Raw genomic sequence first — 23,134 nt, forward strand, 5'->3', positions numbered from 1 at the left:
TGTTCTTTAAGATTAACCTCTTCATCTTCATTCTAACCGCTCCCCACAGGCAATGCCAAAACCCCGCCTCCCTGGTTGTATACAGAGGGGCGGGGTTTGGAGCATGATTGCTATGGTCAGATTGTGGCCGGCTTCAATACACGGTGCAGCATCAGAATCTGGAAGGCATTACAGGCGATAAGCGGTACAAGAATAAAGATGGTGGCGCTGTCCACGCCGATCCGCAGCACACCGATAATCTCCACTATAGTGATTGCTGTCATGAAGAAAAAGGTCGGGACCCAGGCCGATGAGTTCGTGCTGCGCATTTTGAGCCAAGATACAATAAGTGCAATGAACAGAATAGCCACGCCTAGCGTCAAATCCGTCCGGGCGCTCTGGTCTCCGCTGACAAAGGTGCGCAGGAACATCAGCTCAAACAACGCCAGCACGGCCAGCACCAGCTGTATGTAACGCCACGCCTTGCGCGGGAACACCCCGATGCCCGTATAGTTGAGGATCAGATATGCAAAAAATCCGAGCTGGGCGTATACGCTTACAAGCACTCCGTAGCCCAAAAGAATCAGGGAGTACAGGAGAAGATCGGCAGTGCCTTTAAACTCTATACCGCCATTCACTATCTGCAGAGCAAGTCCGGCAATGACAGCCCCGCCTGCACCGATCAAAAGCGTGGTCCAAAACAAATAAAACCATTTTCTCAAGCTCAGCGCTTTCACCTCCCCGTGTCAGATTTATTTTACCAAGGTTACCGTCAAAAAACCATTCCGCTTCAACATAAATGTTCCCTCGCGCGGCATACTACAAGCAGTAATTCTATAAAGGAGGGCAGCGCCAATGAAATGGAGGGCTATCTGGTCTGGAGGCTTGGCACTTGGCTTGATAATCACCTTGACGGCCTGCGGGGGCGAACAGAGCAGTTCTTCTTCGGGACAAGGCGGATATAAGGAAATGAAGACGATGGTTGTCGATATATTGAAAAGTGATGAAGGGAAAAAGGCTGTAGAGGAAGCCTTGTCGACTCCAAGCTCAGAAGAGGGCAGCGCCGTCAGCGGCTTAAGCATGAAAATGATGCCTATGCAAACGACGGAACAGATTCGGATCGCGGTTAAGGATACCCTCACCGCACCCGAGTATCAGAAGGAAATCGAAAAAATCATGACCGACCCGCAATTTGCCGGGGATTTTGCCAAAGCGATTAATAAAGAGAGCAAGGAACTTCATCTTCAATTGATCAAGGACCCCACTTATCAGAAGTCGGTTGGCGAAATTATGAAGTCGCCGGAAATGACGAAAATGTTCCTCGATCTTACGAAGACTCCGGATTACCGCAAGCAGTCCATGACGATTATGCAGGAGGCTATGCAGAACCCGCTATTCCGTATGGAAGTACTTACGCTTCTCAAATCCGTGGTCCAGGATGAACTGCAGCCTAAGGTTGAGAAAAAGGATGGTGGTAAAGGCGAAGGCAGCGGCGGAGAGGACAAGCAGGGCGGTGACAGCCAGAAGCAGGAAGGCGGAGACGATTCCGGTTCGGGTTCTTAATTAAAATAAGGCCTTGCCCCGTGAATGGGACATGGCCTTATTTGTTTATGTGTGTGCAAGGTCAAGGGGTGATTATTGCTCGTACTTGGCAATCAGCTTGTCTGCAATGTCTGCGAACAATACTCCGGTAGCCGTATCCGCCTTATATACTGATGGTGAGAAGTCCGGCTCGGAAATATGGTTGTCCGGGGCACCCAGCGGCACCTGGGCCAGCAGCTCTGTATGCAGCGTTTCCGCCAGACGGGCTCCGCCCCCTCTGCCGAAAATGTAATCCTTTTTGCCGCAGGAGGAGCATTCGTAATATGCCATATTCTCAATGACGCCAAGAATCTCATGCTCGGTCTGCAGAGCCATAGAGCCCGCTCTCGCCGCCACAAAGGCAGCCGTAGCATGAGGGGTAGTGACAATGATCTCCTTGCTGTGCGGCAGCATCTGGTGGACATCAAGGGCCACATCGCCCGTACCTGGAGGCAAATCCAGCAGCAGGTAATCCAATTCCCCCCAGCCGACATCACTGAAGAACTGGCGCAGCATTTTGCCAAGCATTGGTCCTCTCCAGATGACTGGACTATTCTCCCTTATGAAGAAGCCCATCGACATGACCTTCACACCGAAGCGCTCTACCGGGATAATCGTTCCTTCTTCCACAATCGGCCCTTCTTCAATTCCCATCATGTCCGGGATACTGAAGCCGTAAATATCTGCATCAATCAGGCCAACTCTCTTACCCTTGCGGGCCAGCGCCACAGCCAGATTCACGGTTACGGTTGATTTCCCGACTCCGCCCTTGCCGCTGGCGATTGCAATGAAGTTCACCCCTGAATTCTCATTGATCAGCTCATGCCCCTCAAGACCCGCTGCGTGTCCTTTGAGCTTCCCCTCTTGATCTGAATCCGGCTCGTCCCCGCCGCCTTCTCCGCGAAGCGTAGCCCGTTCATAATCGGTGGCATCACGCAGGCGGATATGAATCTGTTCTGCCCCGCCCTCCGTAAGCAGGTCGCGTACCTGCTGCTCCAGCTCCATCCGCTTCTTCTCATCCGAATCCAGACATACGATGGATAACGAAATACGGTCTTCCTTGATCATGATATCGCGGATTAACTGTAGTTCGATCAGGCTTTTTCCGGATTCCGGGTCTGTAAGCGGCTGTAAAAGTTCCTGAATTTGTTCCCTGGTCTGCATGGAAAGCACCTCTGTTCCTATCCGGCGGTAAGCCCCGGTATTTGTACCCATTATAGCATTACCCCCGGAGGGAAGAGTAGTCCCACCCTTTGCCGCTATCGCTGCTCGGAGCTGTACCGCAGGATGCCCCGGTAGATGCTGGTTGCCACCTTCCGCTGGTACAGATCATCTCCAAGGAGCAAGGACTCCTGAGGATGTGACAGAAAGCCTACCTCAACGAGCACGGACGGCATTTTCAACACTTTTAACAAATAAATGGTATTCGCTGTCTTCGCCACGCGGTCCGTATTCTCAAGTGTAGCTCTCAGCTCATCCTGAACCAGCCCGGCCAAGGCCTTATTCCTCTCGCTGCTTGGATAATAGAAGGTCTGCGCCCCGCTCCAGCGGTTGGAGGGAATACTGTTCATATGTACGCTGACAAACAGATCGGCGCCCTTCTCTTCAATGCTCCGCACCCGCTGCTTCAGATCCTCCGTCTTGCGTCTTGCGTACCCCTTGGTGCTGTCCTGGGCCAGATCATAGTCCCCTTCACGGGTCATCACCACAATCGCCCCAGCCTGCTGCAGATAATCGCGCAAGTACAGCGACACGGAGAGATTGATATCCTTCTCAATCAGGCCTGTGCGGCTCACCGCTCCCCCGTCCGCCCCCCCGTGACCTGCATCAATGGCAATCACCTTGCCGGAGAGCGGCAGGCTCCAATAATTGACCGTCTTGGCAGTCGGCATGTCATAGGCGATGATTCCGATCATTATAGTGAGCAGCACAGCGCCCAGGATACCTTTTTTGATGCCGCGCCAAGAGATCCAGACCGAGACTTTATGCTTCTGCCCTCCAGACATAACAAAGACCCCCTCGTCCCGATAGATTCTACTCATCTATATGGGACAAGAGGGCCAAATAGTACTGGCTATGCTCCCTATTCGATTAGGACTTCACAGCGGCTTCCGGTGACATGCCTTCAATCAGGATCTGCGCCACCTCAGGGCGTGTGAATTCAGGAGGCGGACACTGTCCATCACGCAGCAGCGCACGTACCTTCGTACCGGAGAGCGTCAAGTGCTGGTCAGACGGATGCGGACAGGTTTTGCTGGAAGCCATATTGCCGCATTTCACGCAGAAGAAGCTGTGCTCGAAGAACAGAGGCGTGATGCCCAGCTCCTCGGCGGTGAAGTTCGCAAAGATCTCTTGAGCTTCATACGTACCATAGTAATCCCCCACACCGGCGTGATCACGACCCACAATAAAATGGGTACAGCCGTAATTCTTGCGCACCATGGCATGGAAAATGGCTTCACGGGGGCCCGCATAACGCATCGCTGCCGGGAAGACGCCAAGGAAGGTACGGTTCTCCGGATAATAATTCTCCAGTAAAGCCAGATAACTCTTCATCCGCACGTTGGCCGGAACATCATCCGACTTGGTCTCACCAACCAGGGGATTGAGGAACAGAGCGTCCACAACCTCCATAGCGCATTTCTGGATATACTCATGGGCACGATGTACCGGGTTACGCGTCTGGAAGCCTACAACCGTTCTCCAGCCCTTATCGGCGAAGATCCGGCGGGTCTCGGCGGGGTCAAAATAGAATTCAGCGAACTTCTCCGGCTGCGGGCGGTTCAGCACCGTTATAGGTCCGCCTACATAGGTTGCCGGCCGGGACAGCAGCTTACTGACTCCGGGATGCGCGGGATCAGTGGTTTTGAATACATTGTGCGCCTCCACCTGCTGATCTACTGCGTAGATGCTCTCGATATCCAGCAGACCGTAGACAACACCGTCGTCTTCACCGATTAGTGAAACCCTGTCGCCTGTCTTAAGAGTTGCTGCAAGCTCATCACCTACAGCCAGCGTAACCGGTATACTCCATACGGTTCCGTTAGCCAAGCGCATATTGCTTACTACCGAGTGATAATCCTCTTCGTTCAGGAATCCGGTGAGCGGTGAGAAGGCGCCTACACCAATTAAATCCAAGTCAGATAAGGTCCATGTATTGAGGGCAATCGATTGATGGCCTGAAGCTTGCTTCAGCAGTTCTTCTCTCTCTGCTCCGTCTGCGATGCGCCGGATCAGTTTTCCTCCGTGAGGAAGTATTGAAGTCATCCCTGTTCTCTCCTCCTGTGCAATGCCTGTGTAGTGCGGTATAGAGTGCTGGTAGCTTAGTGCGTGCGGGTAAATTAATGATTAAGTGATTATGTCTGAGCGATACTTATTTAGGCGTATCTTATTTGTGTTTATTTATGCAGTCCGCACTCTGTCTTGTCCGAACCGGACCATCTGCCGGCACGCGGATCTTCACCAGGCATTACAGCTCGGGTGCATTGCTCGCAGCCGATACTCGGGAAATTGCGGTCATGCAGCGGATTGTAGACTACATCATTCTCGCGGATATAATTCCACACATCCTCCGTAGTCCAGTTGGCAATCGGATTGAACTTGACCAGCCCGAACTTATTATCATATTCTATCTTCTTCGCATTGGCCCGGGTAGGGGCCTGATCCCGGCGAATCCCGGTAATCCAGGCGTCGTATTGCGAGAGAATACGGGTCAAAGGTTCCACCTTACGGATCGCGCAGCACTGGTTAGGGTCAGTATTCCATAGCGCCTCCCCATACTGCAAGGCCTGCTCCTCTACCGTAATCTGCGGAGACACCCGGACGAACTCCATCCCGTACTTGTCAGCCATAATATCTCTAGTCTCATAGGTTTCCTTGAAATGATAATCCGTATCCAAGTAGAACACATCTGTCGAAGGACTCACCTTCTGGATCATATCCACCAGCACTACATCCTCCGCCCCGAAGCTGCAGGCAAAGGTTATATTCGGAAAGGTCTCCACCGCCCAGCGGATAATCTCCTCCGGAGCCGCATGCTCCAGCTCTTCCGCTTTCACTTTGATTAAATCCTCTTTCTCGAGCAGGTTCATCTTAGTTTCCTCCATCCGGATATCGTCAAGATCGAAACCTACGAGGTTAATCCCGACTAATTCTATAAGATATAGTATATCCGTTTATCCGGCGAAGTCAATGGGTTTTGTTCAATTTGGAATAAAGTCTTGTGAACATTAGTATTCTGGAGAAAAACAAAAAAGCTCCCAGCCATAAAGGCCAGGAGCTTCCATTCCTTGATAACAAGGGAATCTTAACGTTTCGAGAACTGAGGAGCACGACGAGCAGCTTTGAGGCCGTATTTCTTACGTTCCTTCATACGTGGGTCACGTGTCAGGAAGCCGGCTTTCTTCAGCGTACCGCGATATTCAGGGTCTACTTTGAGCAATGCACGGGAGATCCCGTGACGGATTGCGCCAGCTTGACCGGAAATGCCGCCACCATGTGCAAGCACGATTACATCGTAGCTGCCCAGAGTTTCAGTCAGGTTCAAAGGTTGTCTTACGATCATCTTCAGTGTTTCAACACCGAAATATTCGTCCATCTCACGTTTGTTAATGACAATGCGTCCTTCACCCGGTACAAGGCGAACACGTGCTACCGAATGTTTACGACGACCTGTCCCATAGTATTGTACTTGTGCCATGAAACTGTCCTCCTTTATTCTTATCCGCGAAGTTCGTAAACTTCAGGTTTTTGTGCTGCATGTGGATGTTCAGCGCCTGCATATACTTTGAGTCTCAGCTTCATGTGATTACCTTGACGAGTCTTAGGAATCATGCCATGAACTGCGAATTCAATCATACGCTCAGGTTTGGTCTTGAGCAGTTCTTCCGCAACGGTAACTTTCAAGCCACCTGGGTGCATCGAGTGACGGTAGTATTTCTTGTTTTGCATTTTCTTACCTGTGAGGTGAATCTTCTCAGCGTTGATAACAATTACGAAATCACCAGTATCAACGTGTGGAGTGAATTGCGGTTTGTGTTTGCCGCGGATCAGGGCAGCGGCTTCGCTTGCCAAACGGCCAAGTGTTTTGCCTTCGGCATCAATGATGTGCCAATTGCGTTCAACTTCGTTCGGCTTCGCCATGTAGGTGGTACGCATGAATGTTTCCTCCTTGTTCTCGTACGAAAATCATCTGTTTCGTATATCTTGTTTCGCGATTGAATTACAATTTAGTGAGTTAAAAAACTTATTTGTTGGCATTTCCTTGATCGGGGCTGTGGGATAGCCATCAAGAAAACACAACTTTTATATTACAGTATAAACATGACAAGCGCAAGCGATTTTTAAACAATCAGTACTTATTTTCATAAAAAATATAGTATCGGCCGTTTAGTCGTCTATCTCGTCATATTCCACACTCCAGAGTGCCAGCCCCTTAGACACAGCCGTAGGTCCGGCCGATGCACGATCACAAGCCGCAAGAATGACAGGCATTCTATCTGCGCTGATTTTACCTTGCCCCACCTGCATCAGCGTGCCCATAATAATGCGTACCATATGCTGCAAAAAGCCACTGCCTGTAATATAGGTATGGATCACTCCCTGGTCAGGAGAGCCCGGGCGGCACATGCTGCGGTCTACTTCAAGATAAGCCTCATAAATGGTCCGCACATGCGAAGTCTTGGTAGACTTCCTGGACGCAAACGAGGTGTAATCATGGGTACCCAGCAGCGCGCTTAGCCCCAGCTCCATCGCAGGAATGTTCAGCTTCATCGGATGATGATGCTGCCAGCGCCGCTGGAACGGGTCCGGGAACCGGTTGCCGTTAATTGTATAGCGGTAGGTTTTACGCTTCGCCCCTCTACGGGAGTGGAACGAGAGCGGAACCTCAGCAGCCTCAGTAACAACGATATCCTGCGGCAGCCTGGCATTCAGCGCCAGACACCAGCGCTCCAGCGGAATCTGTGAGGAGGTTATGAAGTTAAAAGGTTGGCCATAAGCATGCACCCCTGCATCAGTCCGTCCTGAGCCCGTGATTTTGAGCGTCTCACCGGTCAGATGCTGAATAGCATGCTCCAGCTTGTCCTGAATCGTATTGCCCTGAGGCTGGGTCTGAAAGCCATCATAATGGGTACCGTCATAATTGACTTTCATCAATAGATTGCGCATTTCATTCTCCTGTTGGTCCATATACTTAATTTATTCTCAAAAAAAAGAGCCCCGGCGGGAGCTCCTTCTACTCTATACAAGGTGATTCCCGCGGTTATTTGCACGGCAGGGTACTATGCCCTGCAGTACAATAACGTTAAATACGTAAAGCGTACATCCGGAAATCATGGCTTGTGAAACTACGCGCGGTCTACCAGTTCAAGATAAACCATAGGCGCAGCATCGCCACGGCGAGGTCCCAGCTTCAGGATACGAGTGTATCCGCCTGGACGCTCTGTGTAACGTGGAGCAATGTCAGAGAACAATTTTTGGATTGCATCTTGTTCACCATCTACAGTCTCACGACGAACAAATGCAGCTACTTGACGGCGAGCATGAAGATCGCCCTTTTTCGCTTTAGTGATCAGTTTCTCAGCGATGGAACGAACTTCCTTCGCTTTGGCTTCTGTTGTCTGAATACGTTCGTATAGGAACAGATCCGTTACCATATCGCGGAACAAAGCTTTACGCGCGCTGGAATCACGGCCCAATTTTTGGTATGCCATTTGTTTTCCCTCCTTCACTCAAGTCTCAAGAACTCCGGGGTCCTATTCTTCTGTACGAAGTCCCAAACCAAGTTCCTCAAGCTTCTCTTGAACCTCTTCCAAAGATTTGCGGCCCAGGTTACGAACCTTCATCATATCTTCTTCAGTTTTCGTAGTCAGCTCTTGCACAGTATTAATACCGGCACGTTTGAGGCAGTTGTAGGAACGGACAGAAAGATCAAGCTCCTCGATCGTCATCTCAAGTACTTTTTCTTTTTTGTCTTCTTCTTTTTCAACCATAATTTCGGCGTCTTTCGCTTCATCCGTAAGACCTACGAACAGAACGAGGTGCTCGTTCAAAATTTTGGCTCCAAGGCTAACGGCTTCTTCCGGTCGGATACTGCCATCTGTCCAAATTTCCAGCGTCAACTTGTCGTAGTTAGTCACTTGACCAACACGGGTATTATCAATACCGTAATTCACACGTGAAATAGGAGTGTAGATAGAGTCAACTGGAATTACACCAATTGGCTGATCGTCGCGTTTGTTCCGGTCCGCTTGGACGTAGCCGCGACCACGGCCTGCAAAAATGCGCATGTGCAGTCTCGCGCCAGGTCCCAGCGTTGCAATATGAAGATCCGGGTTCAGGATCTCAACATCGCTGTCCGCACGGATATCACCCGCAGTAACGATGCCTTCTCCTTCAGCATCAATCTCGAACACTTTCTCTTCATCCGAATGAATCTTCAGAGACAGAGCTTTAAGGTTCAGGATGATTTCCGTCACATCTTCCATTACGCCGGGAACGGTCGAGAACTCATGCAGAACGCCGTCAATTTGGACCGAAGTCACTGCGGCTCCCGGAAGGGAGGAAAGCAGGATCCGGCGAAGCGAGTTCCCCAGAGTCGTGCCATATCCACGTTCCAGCGGTTCAACTACGAATTTCCCATAGGTCCCATCATCATTGGCTTCTACGGTCTCAATCTTCGGCTTTTCGATTTCTATCACGAGTGTACCCCTCCTTCAAACGTCGCTCCTATATGAAACAGTCACCCCATCAGGTGTATCATGTAGTATGCCTAAACACCTATTATTAGCAGATGCGTCAGAATTATACCACAATCACAATTCTGATTGAATTATACGCGGCGACGCTTCGGCGGACGGCATCCATTGTGAGGAACCGGAGTAACGTCTTTAATGAGGTTTACTTCAAGGCCAGCGGCCTGAAGGGAACGGATGGCTGCTTCGCGGCCCGCGCCCGGTCCTTTAACCATAACTTCAACGGACTTCATGCCGTGTTCCATAGCTGCCTTAGCAGCTGTTTCGGCTGCCATTTGCGCTGCAAATGGAGTCGATTTACGGGAACCTTTGAATCCTTGACCGCCGGAGCTTGCCCAGGAAATTGCATTTCCGTGGGGATCCGTGATCGTAACGATAGTGTTATTGAACGTGGAACGGATATGTGCCACGCCAGACTCGATATTTTTCCGGTCGCGACGTTTCGTACGTACGACTTTTTTCGGTTTAGCCATTGTCTCTTATCACCTCTTCTTATTTCTTTTTGTTTGCTACAGTACGACGCGGGCCTTTACGGGTACGAGCATTGGTTTTGGTACGTTGACCGCGAACAGGCAATCCACGACGGTGACGAACACCGCGGTAACAGCCGATCTCAGTAAGACGCTTAATATTCAAGGAAATTTCACGACGAAGGTCACCTTCAACCTTAACCTCTTTGTCGATCGTTTCACGCAGTTTGCTGACTTCATCTTCCGTCAAATCACGGACACGTGTGTTAACGTCAATGCCTGTTTCATTAAGAATTTTCTGGGAAGTCGTTTTACCGATTCCGAAAATATAAGTCAAGGCGATCTCAACGCGCTTATCACGTGGCAAATCCACTCCAGCTATACGAGCCATTTTACGCTACACCCCCTTCTTAACCTTGTTTTTGTTTGTGTTTCGGATTTTCGCAAATTACCATAACAGTCCCTTTGCGGCGGATGACTTTGCATTTTTCGCAAATGGGCTTTACAGAAGGTCTTACCTTCATGTTAATTACCTCCTCAAAGTTTTGCGAAGCAAAACTTTTGTTGTAGTTCCCATCTATTTACGGTAAGTTATACGGCCTTTTGATAAATCATAAGGCGATAACTGCACGACCACTTTGTCTCCGGTTAGGATACGGATAAAGTGCATCCGCAATTTCCCGGACACATGGGCAAGTATTTGATGACCGTTCTCAAGCTCAACCTTAAAAGTTGCGTTAGGCAACGGCTCAATAACCGTTCCTTCTACCTCAATGACGTCTTCCTTAGCCACAGTTAGTCTCCTTTCTCATTAGCACTTTTTCCAGCGGGCTGGCCATACTTCATCACTGCAAACCGCAGCTTTCCGTTGGTGACCCGGCCGGTTTCTTCCAAACTGTCTACAATCTCACTGCTGATGAAGGGTATGAGCTCCAGATGCTGAATATTCTTCTTCTTTGGGCTGTCAAACTTACGTTTGTCTCCATCAGCAATATATACAAATCTGCTATCCACAACTGCGATAACAACGGCAGCCTCTCCGGCTTCCTTGCCTTTGAGAATTCTCACGATTTGACCAACCTGCGGGCTGCTCCCAGTATTCACGTGAAGATCACCTACGCATTCAGTTTTGTGAAAATTTCCATGCCGTCCGGTGTAACTGCTACTGTATGCTCGAAGTGAGCGCACAGTGAACCGTCTACCGTAACGACCGTCCAGTTATCATCCAGCGTTCTGACATAACGTTCTCCAGCGTTAACCATCGGCTCAATGGCGAGTACCATACCCGGCTTCAAACGTGGTCCGCGGTCCGCTATGCCATAGTTCGGAATTTGCGGTTCTTCATGCAGTTCTGCCCCAATGCCATGACCAACATACTCGCGGACAACGGAGAATCCGGCGTCTTCAATGTATGACTGAATTGCATGGGAGATTGTAAACAAGCGCACATCCGGTTTGACTAACGCCAGTCCAGCGTACAGGGAGCCTTCCGTGACGTCCAGCAGACGCTGAGCCTCTTCGGAAATGCTGCCCACCCCGTATGTCCAGGCGGAATCACCGTGATAACCACGGTACTCTGCACCGATATCCAGCGTAACGATATCGCCTTCTACCAGTTTGCGTTTCCCTGGAAATCCGTGCACCAATTGTTCGTTGACTGAAGCGCAAATGCTGGCAGGAAAACCGTTGTAGCCTTTGAAAGACGGCACAGCACCCTGACTGCGAATGTACCCATCGGCGATTCTGTCGAGCTCACCGGTAGTAATGCCTGGCTGGATAGCTTCAGCAATAAGACGGTGACTCTCGGCAACAATTCGACCAGCTTCCCTCATAAAGACAAGTTCCTGTTCGGATTTGCAAATGATCATTACATTAACCCCGCAGCATAGATACGATTTCAGAAGAAACGACATTGATTTCGTTTTCTCCGTTTACCTGACGCACAAGACCTTTATCGTCATAAAATGCAAGCAGAGGCGCTGTCTTGTTATCATACTCATCCAGACGCTTGCCTACACTTTCTTCGTTGTCGTCCGGACGCTGATACAATTCTCCGCCATCAATGTCGCAGACGCCTTCTTGCTTCGGCGGGTTGAAAATTAAATGGTAGGATGTTCCGCATACGGAGCAGATCCGGCGTCCGGTAAGACGTGCCATCAGCAGTCCGCGGTCCACATTCAAGTTAACAACGTGATCCAGTGAAGTTCCAAGCCGGCTGAGGATTTCTCCCAGCGCTTCCGCTTGCGAAAGGGTTCTTGGAAAGCCATCCAATAAAAAACCTTTTTCGCAATCGGACTGCTGCAGCCGTTCTTCGACGATTCCAATAGTCACATCATCAGGTACAAGCAACCCTTGATCAATATAAGATTTGGCCTTAAGTCCAACCGGTGTGCCTTGCTTAATAGCCAAGCGGAATGCATCACCAGTCGAAATATGAGGAATACCCAACTCTTTTACAACAACAGCGGCTTGTGTTCCCTTGCCTGCCCCAGGAGGGCCCATGAATAAAATGTTCACGATTCTCTTCTCCCCCCGAAAGTTCGCCACCAAGCAAGAAACAGCACAATAGGTACCGGGAAGTTTAAAGCCTTAGGTACTTCTCCGGAACCTATCGCCTATTTATTGATGAAGCCTTTGTAATGGCGTTTGATCAATTGGCTCTCGATCTGCTTCATGGTATCCAGTGCAACACCGATAACGATAAGCAGTGCCGTACCACCAATCTGCACTTGCTTCGGTAACCCAGACAACGATCCAAATAATACTGGCAGTACAGAGATTAATGACAGGAACAGCGCACCGGACATGGTCAGACGCGACATTACTCTAGTCAGATATTTCTCAGTAGCCTTACCTGGACGTATACCTGGAATGTATCCGCCATTCTTTTTCATATTGTCAGCCATTTGCTGCGGGTTCATCTGAACAAACGTATAGAAGAACGTGAATCCGATGATCATGACTACATACAGCAGCATGCCGAGCGGCTTGGTATGATCCAGATTGGCCGAGACCCATTTAGCCCAAGCGTGGGTGGACCAGAAGCTCGATAAAACGACCGGGAATTGAAGCAGCGAAACGGCGAAGATAACAGGAATTACACCAGCCGCATTAATTTTAAGCGGAATGTGCGTATTCTGTCCACCGTACATTTTGTTACCGACTACGCGCTTGGCATATTGTACAGGGATTTTACGGATACCTTGTTGAACAAAGATCACCCCGACAATAATCGCAACAACCACGATCAGTACAATAACGACTTTAAGAATATTCAGGAACATCTGACCCGGCTGAATGAAGCTTGATTGCGCCGTAGTGGTGATATATCCCGGAAAGGCGGCGACGATTCCCGCAAAAATCAGGATCGAAATCCCGTTTCCTATACCCTTTTCAGTGATCTGCTCACCTAACCACATCAAGAACGATGTACCCGCCGTCAATATGATCGCAATAAGCAGGTAATCCGCAAAGGTTGCATTTGGAATCATCTCAGTGCCATAAATCCGGTTAAACCCGATAGATGTGGCAAACGCTTGGATCAAACCTAGCACTACTGTGCCGTAACGCGTAATTTGCGCCAGCTGCTTTTTCCCGTGTTCCCCTTGCTTAGCCCATTCGGCAAACTTAGGGACAACATCCATCGAAAGCAATTGAACTATGATGGATGCTGTGATATACGGGTAAATGCTGATCGCAAAAATCGAGAAGTTTTTGAGCGCTCCGCCCGAGAAGGTGTTCAAAAGACCCATCAAAGCGTCTCCGCCCTGATTTGTTGATTCCAGTACTTCTTTGTTCACACCGGGAACCGGTACAAACGAACCGATGCGGTAAATGATCAGAACGAACAGGGTAAACAGGATCTTTTTGCGCAAATCTTCAACATGCCATATATTCTTAAGCGTCTTGAACATTAGATCACCTCGGTTTTACCGCCGGCAGCTTCGATTTTCTCTACCGCAGATTGAGAGAACTTATTTGCTTTGACAGTCAATTTAACAGCCAGTTCACCGTTGCCGAGAATCTTGATGCCGCTCTTAGTGTTGCTGACAACACCAGTTTCAAGCAAAAGCTCAGGAGTTACTTCTGTTCCTTCTGCAAAGCTATTCAGATCTTCCAGGTTCACAATCGCGTACTCTTTACGGGTAGGATTGACGAAACCACGTTTAGGCAGACGACGATAGAGTGGGTTTTGTCCACCCTCGAAGCCTGGACGTACACCACCGCCGGAACGGGAGTTTTGACCTTTGTGTCCACGGCCCGAAGTTTTACCGTTACCGCTACTTGGTCCACGACCAACGCGGTTGCGTTCTTTCCGTGATCCAGGAGCTGGAGCAAGTTCATGTAACTTCATCGTTTGCACCTCCTTATGTTTGTTAATTTATGCGAGGCTGTTTAGCCTTCAATTTCAGTAACGGACAGCAAGTGGCTCACTTTGTTGATCATCCCGCGAATTGCAGGAGTGTCGTTGTGAACCACGGACGAGTTGGTTTTGCGCAGGCCGAGCGTCTTAACAGTAACACGTTGTGTTTCTGGACGTCCAATTACACTGCGTACGAGGGTAATTTGCAATTTAGCCATTGACGTTCCCCTCCTTAACCGCGTAATTCTTCGACAGATTTGCCGCGAAGCTTCGCGACCTCTTCAATACGCTTCAGACGGGAAAGACCCTCTAAAGTAGCATTGACCATATTCATGGAATTCGAAGAACCCAAAGATTTTGTCAAGATATCGCCAACGCCTGCCAATTCAAGCACCGCACGAACCGGTCCACCAGCGATAACGCCGGTACCTTCGGATGCTGGTTTCAGCAGAACGCGTCCTGCGCCGAAATGTCCAGTAACCAGGTGAGGAATCGAAGTTCCTACGATTGGAATGTGGATCAGGTTTTTCTTGGCGTCTTCAATGCCTTTACGGATGGCATCCGGAACTTCGCCGGCTTTACCGATACCAGCACCAACGTAGCCGTTGCCGTCGCCCACAACAACAAGTGCACTAAAGCTGAAACGGCGTCCGCCTTTTACAACTTTTGCAACACGGTTGATGTGTACAACTCTTTCTGTCAGTTCTAAACTGTTCGGATCTACACGCAAGTCGTTAACCTCCTTTTAGAAATATTCTAGAATTCAAGACCAGCTTCGCGAGCTGCGCTAGCCAGAGCCTGAATCCGTCCATGGTACAAGTATCCACCGCGGTCAAATACAACCACTGCATAACCCTTTTCTTTGGCACGCTCAGCGATCAATTGACCCACTTTGCTTGCAGCTTCAACGCTGCCGCCATTTCCGATTGTAGCACTCAATTCCTTATCAAGTGTGGAGGCCGATACGATAGTAACGCCAGTCACATCATCGATCAGTTGAGCGTAGATGTGTTTCGAAGAACGGAACACATTCAAACGTGGACGCTCAGTAGTACCCTGGATCTTCTTACGAACACGCAGGTGTCTTTTGAGACGAGCCTTGTTTTTATCCTCTTTTGTAATCATGACTTCCCTTTCACTCCCTTCAGTTTGCCGTAAACAGCTTCACTTTAAGATGCACGGGGTATCTTACAATTAAGGTAGAGCTGGTTATTTCTTCTTACCAGCTTTACCTTCCTTGCGGATGATACGCTCGCCTTCATATTTGATACCTTTACCTTTGTATGGTTCAGGTTCACGTACGGAACGGATTTTGGCAGCATAAGCGCCAACGCGTTCTTTGTCAATCCCTCTAACGATGATCTTCGTGTTCGCAGGAACATCGAACTCGATACCCGCTTCCGGTGTAATTTCAACCGGGTGGGAGTAACCAACGTTCAATACAATTTTATCTCCGGATTTGCTTGCACGATATCCGACCCCAACCAGTTCCAGAGATTTCGAGAAACCTTCAGTCACACCACTCACCATGTTGTTGACAACGGAGCGGGTTGTGCCGTGAAGTGAACGATGCAATTTGTTGTCCGACGGGCGAACAACAGTGATTTCGTTATTTTCAACTGTAATCTTCATGTCTTTATGAAGCTCACGAGTCAAAGTGCCTTTAGGACCTTTTACTGTAATAACGGCGTTGTCCAAAGTGACATCTACACCGCTAGGTACTGCGATTGGTTTGCGACCAATACGAGACATGTGTTGCACCTCCTTATCTTGTGACGTTTATTACCAAATGTAGCAGACAACTTCTCCGCCGGATTTAGATTGACGAGCTTCTTTGTCGGTCATAACTCCCTTAGATGTGGAGATAATCGCGATTCCAAGGCCACCGAGTACACGAGGCACTTCATTGCTCTTCGTGTATACGCGAAGACCTGGTTTACTGATTCTTTTCAGACCAGTGATAACGCGCTCCTGGCTTGGGCCGTACTTCAGGAAAATACGGATAATCCCTTGTTTGCTATCTTCAACGAATTCAGCATCACGGATGAAGCCCTCACGCTTCAAGATGTCCGCGATTTGTTTTTTCATAGTAGAAGCAGGCATTTCTACTGTCTCGTGACGCACAGTGTTGGCGTTACGAATACGAGTAAGCATATCTGCAATAGGATCAGACATAGTCATGTGTGTAAACCTCCTTCCCGTTTATAAACTTCTTACCAACTTGCTTTTTTCACGCCAGGAATCTGGCCTTTATAAGCTAATTCACGGAAACAAATTCTGCAAATTTTGAACTTTTGCAGTACCGAATGTGGACGACCGCAACGCTCGCAACGTGTGTATGCACGTACTTTGAACTTAGGCTCGCGTTGTTGTTTAACTTTCATTGAAGTCTTTGCCACTTAGACTGACACCTCCTAAACATTTTCGGAGAAATGGATGATTCTTATTTTGTGAAAGGCATTCCCAGCTGATTCAGCAGCTCACGGGATTCCTCGTCCGTCTTAGCAGTCGTTACAATAACGATGTCCATACCGCGAACCTTATCCACTTTGTCATACTCGATTTCCGGGAAGATCAATTGCTCTTTAAGACCCAGTGTGTAGTTACCGCGGCCATCAAAGGCTTTGCTGGAAATACCACGGAAGTCACGAACGCGTGGAAGCGTTACGTTGATCAATTTATCCAGGAAGTAATACATACGCTCGCCGCGCAGTGTTACTTTAACCCCGATCGGCATATTCTCGCGCAGTTTGAAACCGGCGATGGATTTCTTAGCTTTAGTGATAACCGGCTTTTGACCAGAAATCAGTTGCATATCGTTAACTGCAGCGTCAAGTACTTTGGAGTTTTGAACAGCGTCACCTACACCCATGTTGATGACGATCTTCTCGATCTTAGGCACTTGCATAACTGTTGTGTAGTTAAACTTCTGCATCAAAGATGGTGTGATTTCATTCAGATAACGTTCTTTCATTCTTGCTGCCATGAAGATTTACCTCCTTTCATTAGGACTGTATTAGTCGATAATCTCTCCGGATCTTTTTGCTACCCGAACCTTCTTACCGTTATCTAGTACTTTATAGCCGATACGCGTAACTTTCCCGCTCTTCGGATCAATGTGCATTACGTTGGACACATGGATCGAAGCTTCCTGCTCGATGATTCCGCCTTGCGGATTCAACTGGTTAGGCTTCTGGTGTTTCTTCACCATGTTCACGCCTTCTACCAGGACGCGGTTTTCACGAGGATAAGCAGCGATGACACGGCCTTTTTTACCTTTGTCTTTCCCGCTGATCACAAGCACCACATCATCTTTTTTCACGTGCAGTTTATTGTTATGGGATTCCAGAACTTTTTTAACTCTAGGCATTGATTACACCTCCTATAACTGACCTTTTCAAGTACAACCGAGCATCACTCGGATTTTTAGATTACTTCCGGTGCCAAGGAAACGATCTTCATGTAGTCCTTGTCGCGAAGTTCGCGAGCAACTGGTCCGAAGATACGTGTTCCGCGCGGGCTTCTGTCGTCTTTGACAACAACAGCTGCATTTTCGTCGAATGCGATGTAAGATCCATCTTTACGGCGTACCGAACGTTTTGTACGAACAACTACCGCTCTAACAACATCGCCCTTTTTGACAACGCCGCCTGGTGTTGCTTGTTTAACGGAACAAACGATCAAATCGCCGATTGCTGCTGTACGGCGTCCAGTACCACCCAGTACGCGGATACACATCAGTTCCTTCGCACCAGAGTTGTCAGCCACATGCAAACGTGTAAATGGTTGAATCATTATTATTTTCCTCCTTCCGGAAAGGGATCAGCTTCATGTCTTAGATGATTACCGCTTTTTCTACCACTTCAACCAGTCTCCACCGTTTGTCCTTCGACAATGGACGAGTTTCCATGACTTTCACGACATCACCAATTTTAGCTACATTCTCTTCATCATGTGCCTTGAATTTCTTCGTGGACTTGATGCGTTTGTGATACAGATTGTGCTTTTTATAGGTTTCAACAGCAATTACGATGGTTTTATCCATTTTGTCGCTGACTACTTTACCGATCAGCACTTTACGTGCATTACGCTCTTCGCTCATAATTAGCCTCCTTCCTGATTACGGATTATGCATCCGCCGTCACTTAACTAATCCCAAGTACTCTTTGATGGATAACGGTTTTAGCACGAGCTATTTCCTTACGCACATCACGAATCCGAGTCGGGTTGTCCAGTTGGCCTGTTGCCAATTGGAAACGGAGATTGAAAAGTTCTTCCTTAAATCCGGCGATTTTCTGTTCAATCTCAGCAGTGGTTAAGTTGCGAAGTTCATTAGCTTTCATTTGCTTCACCACCCAATTCTTCACGTTTCACAAACTTAGTCTTTACAGGCAGCTTGTGAGCGGCAAGACGCATCGCTTCACGAGCGATTTCTTCCGACACGCCTCCGAGTTCGAACATAATCTTACCCGGTTTAACTACAGCTACCCACTTCTCAACGTTACCTTTACCACTACCCATACGAACCTCGAGAGGCTTCTGAGTGATTGGCTTATCCGGGAAAATCTTGATCCAAACCTGACCGCCACGTTTGATGTAACGTGTCATTGCGATACGAGCAGCTTCGATCTGACGGTTAGTGATCCAAGATGGCTCCAGTGCCTGCAAACCGAATTCGCCGAAGTTAAGTTCAGTTCCGCCTTTTGCCATACCCTTCATGTGACCGCGTTGTTGCTTGCGGTGTTTAACGCGCTTTGGTACCAACATGATTAGTTGCCTCCTTCCTGAGCAGCTTGTTTCTTAGCTGGGGGAAGAACTTCTCCACGATAAATCCATACTTTTACGCCGATACGGCCGTAAGTTGTATGTGCTTCAGCTGTTCCGTAATCGATATCAGCACGAAGCGTATGAAGTGGAACTGTTCCTTCGCTATAACCTTCTGAACGGGCAATCTCAGCGCCGCCAAGACGTCCGCCAACCTGAGTTTTAATTCCCTTTGCGCCGGAACGCATAGTTCTTTGAATCGCTTGTTTCAGAGCACGACGGAACGATACGCGACGTTCCAGCTGTTGTGCAATGCTTTCAGCAACAAGAATAGCATCCAGTTCAGGGTGTTTGATTTCATTGATGTTGATGTGTACTTTCTTACCGCCGGCGATAGTTGTAACTGCGCTGCGAAGTACTTCTACTTCTGCTCCGCCTTTACCAATTACCATACCTGGCTTGGCAGTGTGAATTGTAACGTTCACTCGGCTTGCCGCTCTTTCGATCTCGATGCGGGAAACAGAGGAATCTTTCAACTTGCCTTTAAGGTATTCCCGGATTTTGACGTCTTCCATTAAAAGAGTACCGAAATCTTTGCCTGCATACCATTTTGATTCCCAATCGCGAATAATACCGACTCGGAGTCCGACTGGATTTACCTTTTGACCCACGTGTTATCCCTCCTTATTTCTCAGATACCACCAAAGTAATGTGGCTGGTACGTTTATTGATCCGGCTTGCGCGGCCCATGGCGCGCGGACGGAAACGTTTCATTGTAGGACCCTGGTTAACGAAAACTTCGCTTACGAATAAGCTGTTAACGTCCATAGAGTAGTTATGCTCAGCGTTCGCAATCGCCGAGTTCAGTAGCTTCTCAACAACCGGAGAAGCGGACTTCGGAGTGTGGCGAAGAATTGCAATTGCTTCCCCCACTTGCTTGCCGCGAATCAAGTCAACAACCAGTTTCGCTTTACGAGCGGAAATCCGCACCGATCTTGCATGTGCTTTTGCTTCCATTGTTTTCCCTCCTCTCAAACGAAGACGTTAATTATCTTCTGGTTTTCTTATCGTCACCCGCGTGGCCTTTGTAAGTACGTGTTGGCGCGAACTCGCCCAACTTGTGACCTACCATATCTTCCGTTACGTATACAGGCACGTGTTTGCGGCCGTCATATACACCAAACGTATGTCCGATAAACTGAGGGAAAATGGTTGAGCGACGGGACCAGGTTTTTACTACGACTTTCTTGTCTGTCTCGTTCAAATCCTCAACTTTTTTCAGCAGGTAGCCATCGATGAACGGCCCCTTCTTTAAACTGCGACCCATGTGTGAATCCTCCCTTCATCCGGTTCTTCAAAACCGCGAATCGACGCTTCGCGCTTAACTAACTTGCCTGAAGCGTCTTATTTTGTGCGGCGACGAACGATATATTTATCAGATGCTTTGTTTTTCTTACGCGTTTTGTAGCCGAGGGTTGGTTTGCCCCAAGGTGACATTGGCGATTTCCGTCCGATAGGAGCGCGGCCTTCACCACCACCGTGTGGGTGATCGTTAGGGTTCATGACAACACCGCGTACTTCAGGACGACGTCCGAGCCAGCGGCTGCGTCCGGCTTTACCAATCTTGATCAGTTCGTGATCTCCGTTACCTACGGCTCCGATAGTCGCACGGCAAACGCTGAGGATTCTGCGAACCTCACCCGAGTTCAAACGAACAGATACGTATTTATCTTCTTTACCCAGCAGCTGAGCTTCAGTACCGGCAGCACGAACCAATTGTCCGCCTTTGCCTGGTTTCAACTCGATGTTGTGGATAACTGTACCTACCGGGATGTTGATCAACGGAAGGCTGTTACCAATTTTGATGTCCGCAGCAGGGCCGGACTCAACTTTGTCCCCAACTTTAAGGCCTTTAGGAGCGATGATATAACGTTTCTCTCCATCAGCATAGTGGATCAAAGCAATATTGGAAGTACGGTTCGGGTCATACTCGATTGTAGCAACGCTACCTGGTATGCCGTCTTTAGTCCGCTTGAAGTCGATGATACGGTATTTACGTTTGTGTCCGCCGCCATGGTGACGAACCGTAATTTTACCTTGGTTGTTGCGTCCGGCATGCTTGAACAGCGGGGACAGCAACGATTTCTCTGGCTGGTTTGTTGTAATTTCTTCAAACGTAGACACAGACATGTTGCGTCTTGCCGGAGAGGTCGGTTTGTACTTTTTGATTGGCACTATAGTTTCCTCCTTACTTTAAGAGTATTATTCTACCGCTTCAAAGAACTCAAGCGGCTTGCTGTCCGGGCTAAGCTTCACGATGGCTTTTTTCCACTCTGGAGTATAACCGGAGTATTTGCCGTAACGTTTCAGTTTACCAGGTACGCGCATTGTGTTCACACTAACGACTTTTACTTTAAAAATAGCCTCGACAGCTTTTTTGATTTCGGTCTTGTTAGCACGGATATCCACTTCAAAAGCGTACTTCAGTTCGCTCATGTATTCGGATGTGCGTTCCGTAATCACTGGACGCTTAATTATATCACGAGGATCTTTCATTACGCGAACACCTCCTCTACCTTCAGAACTGCTTCTTTAGTGATGATCAGTTTGTCGTACGTCAGTACGTCAAGAACATTGATGCCGTCAGCCGCTACGAATTTCACCCCAGGGATGTTACGAGCGGAAAGTGCTACATTGTCATCATAGCTCGGTGCTACGATCAGGGCTTTGCTGCCCACTTTAAGGTTGTTCAGAATCGCTGCGAATTCTTTCGTCTTCGGAGCATTCAGAGTCAGGCTATCCAATACGATGATGTCATTCTCAAGCACTTTTGAGGACAACGCGGATTTGATGGCCAACCGGCGAACCTTCTTAGGCAATTTCCAGGAATAGCTGCGTGGTGTTGGTCCGAAGACTACGCCGCCGCCTTTCCATTGCGGAGAACGAATGGAGCCTTGACGAGCACGACCTGTACCTTTTTGTTTCCAAGGCTTACGTCCGCCGCCACGCACTTCAGAGCGTCCTTTTACTTTGTGTGTACCGCGACGAAGGGAAGCTCTTTGCATAAGTGCAGCTTCATGCAGCACATGTACATTCGGTTCGATACCGAAAACTGAATCACTCAGTTCAACTTCGCCAACTTCGTTACCACTAGTATTGAAAAGTGTTACTTTTGGCATTTCATGTTCCTCCTTTCTTCAGTAATTATTTCTTAACGGTTTGTTTAACTTTCACGAAGCTGTTTTTAGGGCCCGGAATAGCGCCTTTAACCAGCAGTACATTACGTTCTACGTCAACCCGGATGATTTCAAGCTTTTGAACCGTTACAGTCGTGTGACCCATATGTCCTGGCAGGCGTTTGCCCTTAGGAACACGGTTAGCCTGGATGGAACCCATCGAGCCCGGTCTTCTGTGGTAACGCGATCCGTGTGCCATTGGTCCGCGACTTTGTCCCCAGCGTTTGATGTTACCCTGGAAGCCTTTACCCTTCGAAGTACCTGTTACGTCAACAAACTCGCCTTCAGCGAAGATGTCAGCCTTAAGCTCTTGTCCAACCTCGAGTGACCCGAGGTCAACACCACGAATTTCGCGAACGTAGCGCTTAGGTGTTGCATTTGCCTTTTTGGCGTGACCCTGTTCAGGCTTGTTGGAGCGACTTTCCTTTTTATCGGAAAAGCCCAACTGCACTGCTTCATATCCGTCGATATTCAGGTCTTTCTTTTGCAGTACCACACAAGGTCCAGCTTCGATAACAGAAACCGCAATTACGTTACCTTCTGGAGTAAACACTTGAGTCATACCGAGTTTTTTTCCTAAGATACCTTTCAATGTTGACACCTCTTTTCTTTTCCTGGTTACTTAATGAATTACAATTTGATTTCGATATCTACACCGGACGGTAGATCCAAGCGCATCAAGGCATCCACAGTTTGTGGTGTTGGGTTCACAATATCGATCAAACGTTTGTGAGTCCGTTGCTCAAACTGTTCACGGGAATCCTTGTACTTGTGTACCGCACGGAGAATGGTAATGATTTGCTTCTCAGTTGGCAGCGGAATCGGCCCGGATACACCAGCACCCGAACGTTTTGCTGTTTCAACGATTTTCTCTGCGGATTGATCAAGAATTCTGTGGTCGTATGCTTTCAAGCGAATACGAATTTTTTGCTTTGCCATTTTAGTCCCTCCTTCTATCGCCCAATTTATTATCGGACATACTCCGTG

40 protein-coding genes are annotated in these 23,134 nt (G+C 48.6%); 1 reads left to right on the plus strand and 39 read right to left on the minus strand.

Translation table 11 applies throughout. The features are described from left to right. Nucleotides 1-116 precede the first annotated feature (116 nt). Complete coding sequence (locus MKX51_RS27690) at nucleotides 117-707, minus strand: KinB-signaling pathway activation protein (protein ID WP_340995725.1); 591 nt, start codon at nucleotides 705-707, stop codon at nucleotides 117-119. 127 nt (nucleotides 708-834) lie between these two features. On the opposite strand from MKX51_RS27690, the gene gerD reads away from it, so the two are divergent. Then, nucleotides 835-1,542 (plus strand): spore germination lipoprotein GerD, encoded by a 708-nt coding sequence (gene gerD / locus MKX51_RS27695; protein ID WP_340937752.1) that lies wholly within the window; start codon nucleotides 835-837, stop codon nucleotides 1,540-1,542. A gap of 72 nt (nucleotides 1,543-1,614) precedes the next feature. Here the strand turns inward: gerD and MKX51_RS27700 are convergent, their stop codons facing one another. The 38 genes from MKX51_RS27700 to rpsJ all read right to left on the minus strand — a co-directional run bounded on the left by MKX51_RS27700 (nucleotide 1,615) and on the right by rpsJ (nucleotide 23,086). Continuing rightward, entirely contained in the window at nucleotides 1,615-2,724 is a 1,110-nt protein-coding gene (locus MKX51_RS27700; protein WP_340995727.1) for an Mrp/NBP35 family ATP-binding protein, read from the minus strand. A gap of 95 nt (nucleotides 2,725-2,819) precedes the next feature. Continuing rightward, on the minus strand, nucleotides 2,820-3,566 hold the full coding sequence (cwlD, locus tag MKX51_RS27705) for an N-acetylmuramoyl-L-alanine amidase CwlD (protein WP_340994613.1): 747 nt from the start codon (nucleotides 3,564-3,566) through the stop codon (nucleotides 2,820-2,822). Nucleotides 3,567-3,651: 85 nt separating this feature from the next. Then, nucleotides 3,652-4,827, minus strand: a complete 1,176-nt coding sequence (gene sat / locus MKX51_RS27710) for a sulfate adenylyltransferase (protein WP_340994615.1) — start codon at nucleotides 4,825-4,827, stop codon at nucleotides 3,652-3,654. A gap of 131 nt (nucleotides 4,828-4,958) precedes the next feature. Further along, nucleotides 4,959-5,651, minus strand: coding sequence for a phosphoadenylyl-sulfate reductase (locus MKX51_RS27715; RefSeq protein ID WP_340937748.1), 693 nt, complete (start codon nucleotides 5,649-5,651; stop codon nucleotides 4,959-4,961). A gap of 215 nt (nucleotides 5,652-5,866) precedes the next feature. Next, entirely contained in the window at nucleotides 5,867-6,259 is a 393-nt protein-coding gene (gene rpsI, locus MKX51_RS27720) for a 30S ribosomal protein S9 (RefSeq protein ID WP_036692433.1), read from the minus strand. Nucleotides 6,260-6,279: 20 nt separating this feature from the next. Next, nucleotides 6,280-6,717 carry a 50S ribosomal protein L13 gene (gene rplM / locus MKX51_RS27725; protein WP_036721811.1) on the minus strand — a complete coding sequence of 146 codons (438 nt, stop codon included), beginning with the start codon at nucleotides 6,715-6,717 and terminating at the stop codon, nucleotides 6,280-6,282. 231 nt (nucleotides 6,718-6,948) lie between these two features. Beyond that, nucleotides 6,949-7,728: a tRNA pseudouridine(38-40) synthase TruA gene (gene truA, locus MKX51_RS27730; protein WP_340994616.1), complete on the minus strand. Its 780-nt coding sequence runs from the start codon at nucleotides 7,726-7,728 to the stop codon at nucleotides 6,949-6,951. Nucleotides 7,729-7,907: 179 nt separating this feature from the next. After that, the gene (rplQ, locus tag MKX51_RS27735; RefSeq protein WP_019908254.1) at nucleotides 7,908-8,273 is read right to left on the minus strand and encodes a 50S ribosomal protein L17; all 366 of its coding nucleotides are present in this window, start codon (nucleotides 8,271-8,273) and stop codon (nucleotides 7,908-7,910) included. Nucleotides 8,274-8,315: 42 nt separating this feature from the next. Continuing rightward, entirely contained in the window at nucleotides 8,316-9,260 is a 945-nt protein-coding gene (locus tag MKX51_RS27740; RefSeq protein ID WP_036692422.1) for a DNA-directed RNA polymerase subunit alpha, read from the minus strand. Between the two features lie 131 nt (nucleotides 9,261-9,391). Then, nucleotides 9,392-9,787, minus strand: a complete 396-nt coding sequence (rpsK, locus tag MKX51_RS27745) for a 30S ribosomal protein S11 (protein WP_020427052.1) — start codon at nucleotides 9,785-9,787, stop codon at nucleotides 9,392-9,394. Nucleotides 9,788-9,806: 19 nt separating this feature from the next. Further along, nucleotides 9,807-10,175, minus strand: a complete 369-nt coding sequence (rpsM, locus tag MKX51_RS27750) for a 30S ribosomal protein S13 (RefSeq protein WP_036721817.1) — start codon at nucleotides 10,173-10,175, stop codon at nucleotides 9,807-9,809. A 19-nt stretch (nucleotides 10,176-10,194) separates the two neighbouring features. Continuing rightward, nucleotides 10,195-10,308 carry a 50S ribosomal protein L36 gene (gene rpmJ, locus MKX51_RS27755; RefSeq protein ID WP_003322638.1) on the minus strand — a complete coding sequence of 38 codons (114 nt, stop codon included), beginning with the start codon at nucleotides 10,306-10,308 and terminating at the stop codon, nucleotides 10,195-10,197. 53 nt (nucleotides 10,309-10,361) lie between these two features. Beyond that, on the minus strand, nucleotides 10,362-10,577 hold the full coding sequence (gene infA / locus MKX51_RS27760) for a translation initiation factor IF-1 (RefSeq protein WP_018753971.1): 216 nt from the start codon (nucleotides 10,575-10,577) through the stop codon (nucleotides 10,362-10,364). Nucleotides 10,578-10,579: 2 nt separating this feature from the next. Then, nucleotides 10,580-10,888: a KOW domain-containing RNA-binding protein gene (locus MKX51_RS27765; RefSeq protein WP_340994617.1), complete on the minus strand. Its 309-nt coding sequence runs from the start codon at nucleotides 10,886-10,888 to the stop codon at nucleotides 10,580-10,582. Between the two features lie 11 nt (nucleotides 10,889-10,899). Further along, a complete protein-coding gene (gene map / locus MKX51_RS27770) occupies nucleotides 10,900-11,652 on the minus strand; it encodes a type I methionyl aminopeptidase (RefSeq protein WP_036721822.1) in 753 nt (250 codons plus the stop codon). A gap of 4 nt (nucleotides 11,653-11,656) precedes the next feature. Next, nucleotides 11,657-12,301 (minus strand): adenylate kinase, encoded by a 645-nt coding sequence (locus MKX51_RS27775; RefSeq protein WP_036721823.1) that lies wholly within the window; start codon nucleotides 12,299-12,301, stop codon nucleotides 11,657-11,659. 98 nt (nucleotides 12,302-12,399) lie between these two features. Then, nucleotides 12,400-13,698 carry a preprotein translocase subunit SecY gene (gene secY, locus MKX51_RS27780; RefSeq protein WP_036721825.1) on the minus strand — a complete coding sequence of 433 codons (1,299 nt, stop codon included), beginning with the start codon at nucleotides 13,696-13,698 and terminating at the stop codon, nucleotides 12,400-12,402. Next, nucleotides 13,698-14,138, minus strand: coding sequence for a 50S ribosomal protein L15 (rplO, locus tag MKX51_RS27785; protein WP_036692409.1), 441 nt, complete (start codon nucleotides 14,136-14,138; stop codon nucleotides 13,698-13,700). The genes secY and rplO overlap by 1 nt, the downstream gene beginning before the upstream one ends. Before the next feature lie 41 nt (nucleotides 14,139-14,179). Further along, a complete protein-coding gene (gene rpmD / locus MKX51_RS27790; RefSeq protein WP_019908243.1) occupies nucleotides 14,180-14,365 on the minus strand; it encodes a 50S ribosomal protein L30 in 186 nt (61 codons plus the stop codon). Nucleotides 14,366-14,379: 14 nt separating this feature from the next. Further along, a complete protein-coding gene (rpsE, locus tag MKX51_RS27795; protein ID WP_036652980.1) occupies nucleotides 14,380-14,877 on the minus strand; it encodes a 30S ribosomal protein S5 in 498 nt (165 codons plus the stop codon). A 26-nt stretch (nucleotides 14,878-14,903) separates the two neighbouring features. Further along, nucleotides 14,904-15,272 carry a 50S ribosomal protein L18 gene (gene rplR / locus MKX51_RS27800; protein ID WP_036692407.1) on the minus strand — a complete coding sequence of 123 codons (369 nt, stop codon included), beginning with the start codon at nucleotides 15,270-15,272 and terminating at the stop codon, nucleotides 14,904-14,906. An 84-nt stretch (nucleotides 15,273-15,356) separates the two neighbouring features. Beyond that, a complete protein-coding gene (gene rplF / locus MKX51_RS27805) occupies nucleotides 15,357-15,899 on the minus strand; it encodes a 50S ribosomal protein L6 (RefSeq protein WP_036721827.1) in 543 nt (180 codons plus the stop codon). 30 nt (nucleotides 15,900-15,929) lie between these two features. Next, nucleotides 15,930-16,328, minus strand: a complete 399-nt coding sequence (rpsH, locus tag MKX51_RS27810) for a 30S ribosomal protein S8 (RefSeq protein WP_036692403.1) — start codon at nucleotides 16,326-16,328, stop codon at nucleotides 15,930-15,932. A 32-nt stretch (nucleotides 16,329-16,360) separates the two neighbouring features. Next, nucleotides 16,361-16,546 (minus strand): type Z 30S ribosomal protein S14, encoded by a 186-nt coding sequence (locus MKX51_RS27815; RefSeq protein WP_036589425.1) that lies wholly within the window; start codon nucleotides 16,544-16,546, stop codon nucleotides 16,361-16,363. Between the two features lie 44 nt (nucleotides 16,547-16,590). Then, on the minus strand, nucleotides 16,591-17,133 hold the full coding sequence (gene rplE, locus MKX51_RS27820; protein ID WP_036721829.1) for a 50S ribosomal protein L5: 543 nt from the start codon (nucleotides 17,131-17,133) through the stop codon (nucleotides 16,591-16,593). 30 nt (nucleotides 17,134-17,163) lie between these two features. Further along, nucleotides 17,164-17,517 (minus strand): 50S ribosomal protein L24, encoded by a 354-nt coding sequence (gene rplX / locus MKX51_RS27825; protein ID WP_019908235.1) that lies wholly within the window; start codon nucleotides 17,515-17,517, stop codon nucleotides 17,164-17,166. Between the two features lie 56 nt (nucleotides 17,518-17,573). After that, nucleotides 17,574-17,942: a 50S ribosomal protein L14 gene (gene rplN / locus MKX51_RS27830; protein WP_036680556.1), complete on the minus strand. Its 369-nt coding sequence runs from the start codon at nucleotides 17,940-17,942 to the stop codon at nucleotides 17,574-17,576. Between the two features lie 40 nt (nucleotides 17,943-17,982). After that, the gene (gene rpsQ / locus MKX51_RS27835; RefSeq protein WP_036692400.1) at nucleotides 17,983-18,249 is read right to left on the minus strand and encodes a 30S ribosomal protein S17; all 267 of its coding nucleotides are present in this window, start codon (nucleotides 18,247-18,249) and stop codon (nucleotides 17,983-17,985) included. Nucleotides 18,250-18,292: 43 nt separating this feature from the next. Next, the gene (gene rpmC, locus MKX51_RS27840) at nucleotides 18,293-18,490 is read right to left on the minus strand and encodes a 50S ribosomal protein L29 (RefSeq protein ID WP_019908232.1); all 198 of its coding nucleotides are present in this window, start codon (nucleotides 18,488-18,490) and stop codon (nucleotides 18,293-18,295) included. Then, nucleotides 18,480-18,914 carry a 50S ribosomal protein L16 gene (rplP, locus tag MKX51_RS27845; protein ID WP_020427064.1) on the minus strand — a complete coding sequence of 145 codons (435 nt, stop codon included), beginning with the start codon at nucleotides 18,912-18,914 and terminating at the stop codon, nucleotides 18,480-18,482. The genes rpmC and rplP overlap by 11 nt, the downstream gene beginning before the upstream one ends. A 2-nt stretch (nucleotides 18,915-18,916) precedes the next feature. Next, a complete protein-coding gene (rpsC, locus tag MKX51_RS27850; protein WP_036721832.1) occupies nucleotides 18,917-19,582 on the minus strand; it encodes a 30S ribosomal protein S3 in 666 nt (221 codons plus the stop codon). Between the two features lie 13 nt (nucleotides 19,583-19,595). After that, nucleotides 19,596-19,928, minus strand: coding sequence for a 50S ribosomal protein L22 (rplV, locus tag MKX51_RS27855; protein WP_019908228.1), 333 nt, complete (start codon nucleotides 19,926-19,928; stop codon nucleotides 19,596-19,598). Nucleotides 19,929-19,959: 31 nt separating this feature from the next. Beyond that, nucleotides 19,960-20,238, minus strand: coding sequence for a 30S ribosomal protein S19 (gene rpsS / locus MKX51_RS27860; protein WP_036692395.1), 279 nt, complete (start codon nucleotides 20,236-20,238; stop codon nucleotides 19,960-19,962). A gap of 77 nt (nucleotides 20,239-20,315) precedes the next feature. Further along, on the minus strand, nucleotides 20,316-21,146 hold the full coding sequence (gene rplB / locus MKX51_RS27865) for a 50S ribosomal protein L2 (RefSeq protein ID WP_036692392.1): 831 nt from the start codon (nucleotides 21,144-21,146) through the stop codon (nucleotides 20,316-20,318). Between the two features lie 27 nt (nucleotides 21,147-21,173). After that, nucleotides 21,174-21,467, minus strand: a complete 294-nt coding sequence (rplW, locus tag MKX51_RS27870) for a 50S ribosomal protein L23 (RefSeq protein ID WP_019908225.1) — start codon at nucleotides 21,465-21,467, stop codon at nucleotides 21,174-21,176. Next, nucleotides 21,467-22,090, minus strand: a complete 624-nt coding sequence (gene rplD / locus MKX51_RS27875) for a 50S ribosomal protein L4 (protein WP_036721837.1) — start codon at nucleotides 22,088-22,090, stop codon at nucleotides 21,467-21,469. The genes rplW and rplD overlap by 1 nt, the downstream gene beginning before the upstream one ends. Before the next feature lie 25 nt (nucleotides 22,091-22,115). After that, nucleotides 22,116-22,739 carry a 50S ribosomal protein L3 gene (gene rplC, locus MKX51_RS27880; RefSeq protein ID WP_036721840.1) on the minus strand — a complete coding sequence of 208 codons (624 nt, stop codon included), beginning with the start codon at nucleotides 22,737-22,739 and terminating at the stop codon, nucleotides 22,116-22,118. A 38-nt stretch (nucleotides 22,740-22,777) separates the two neighbouring features. After that, entirely contained in the window at nucleotides 22,778-23,086 is a 309-nt protein-coding gene (gene rpsJ, locus MKX51_RS27885) for a 30S ribosomal protein S10 (protein ID WP_017692074.1), read from the minus strand. Nucleotides 23,087-23,134: the final 48 nt, after the last annotated feature.

Origin of the sequence: Paenibacillus sp. FSL M7-0420 (genome assembly GCF_038002345.1) — a bacterium.
Classification (GTDB): Bacteria; Bacillota; Bacilli; order Paenibacillales; family Paenibacillaceae; genus Paenibacillus_AQ.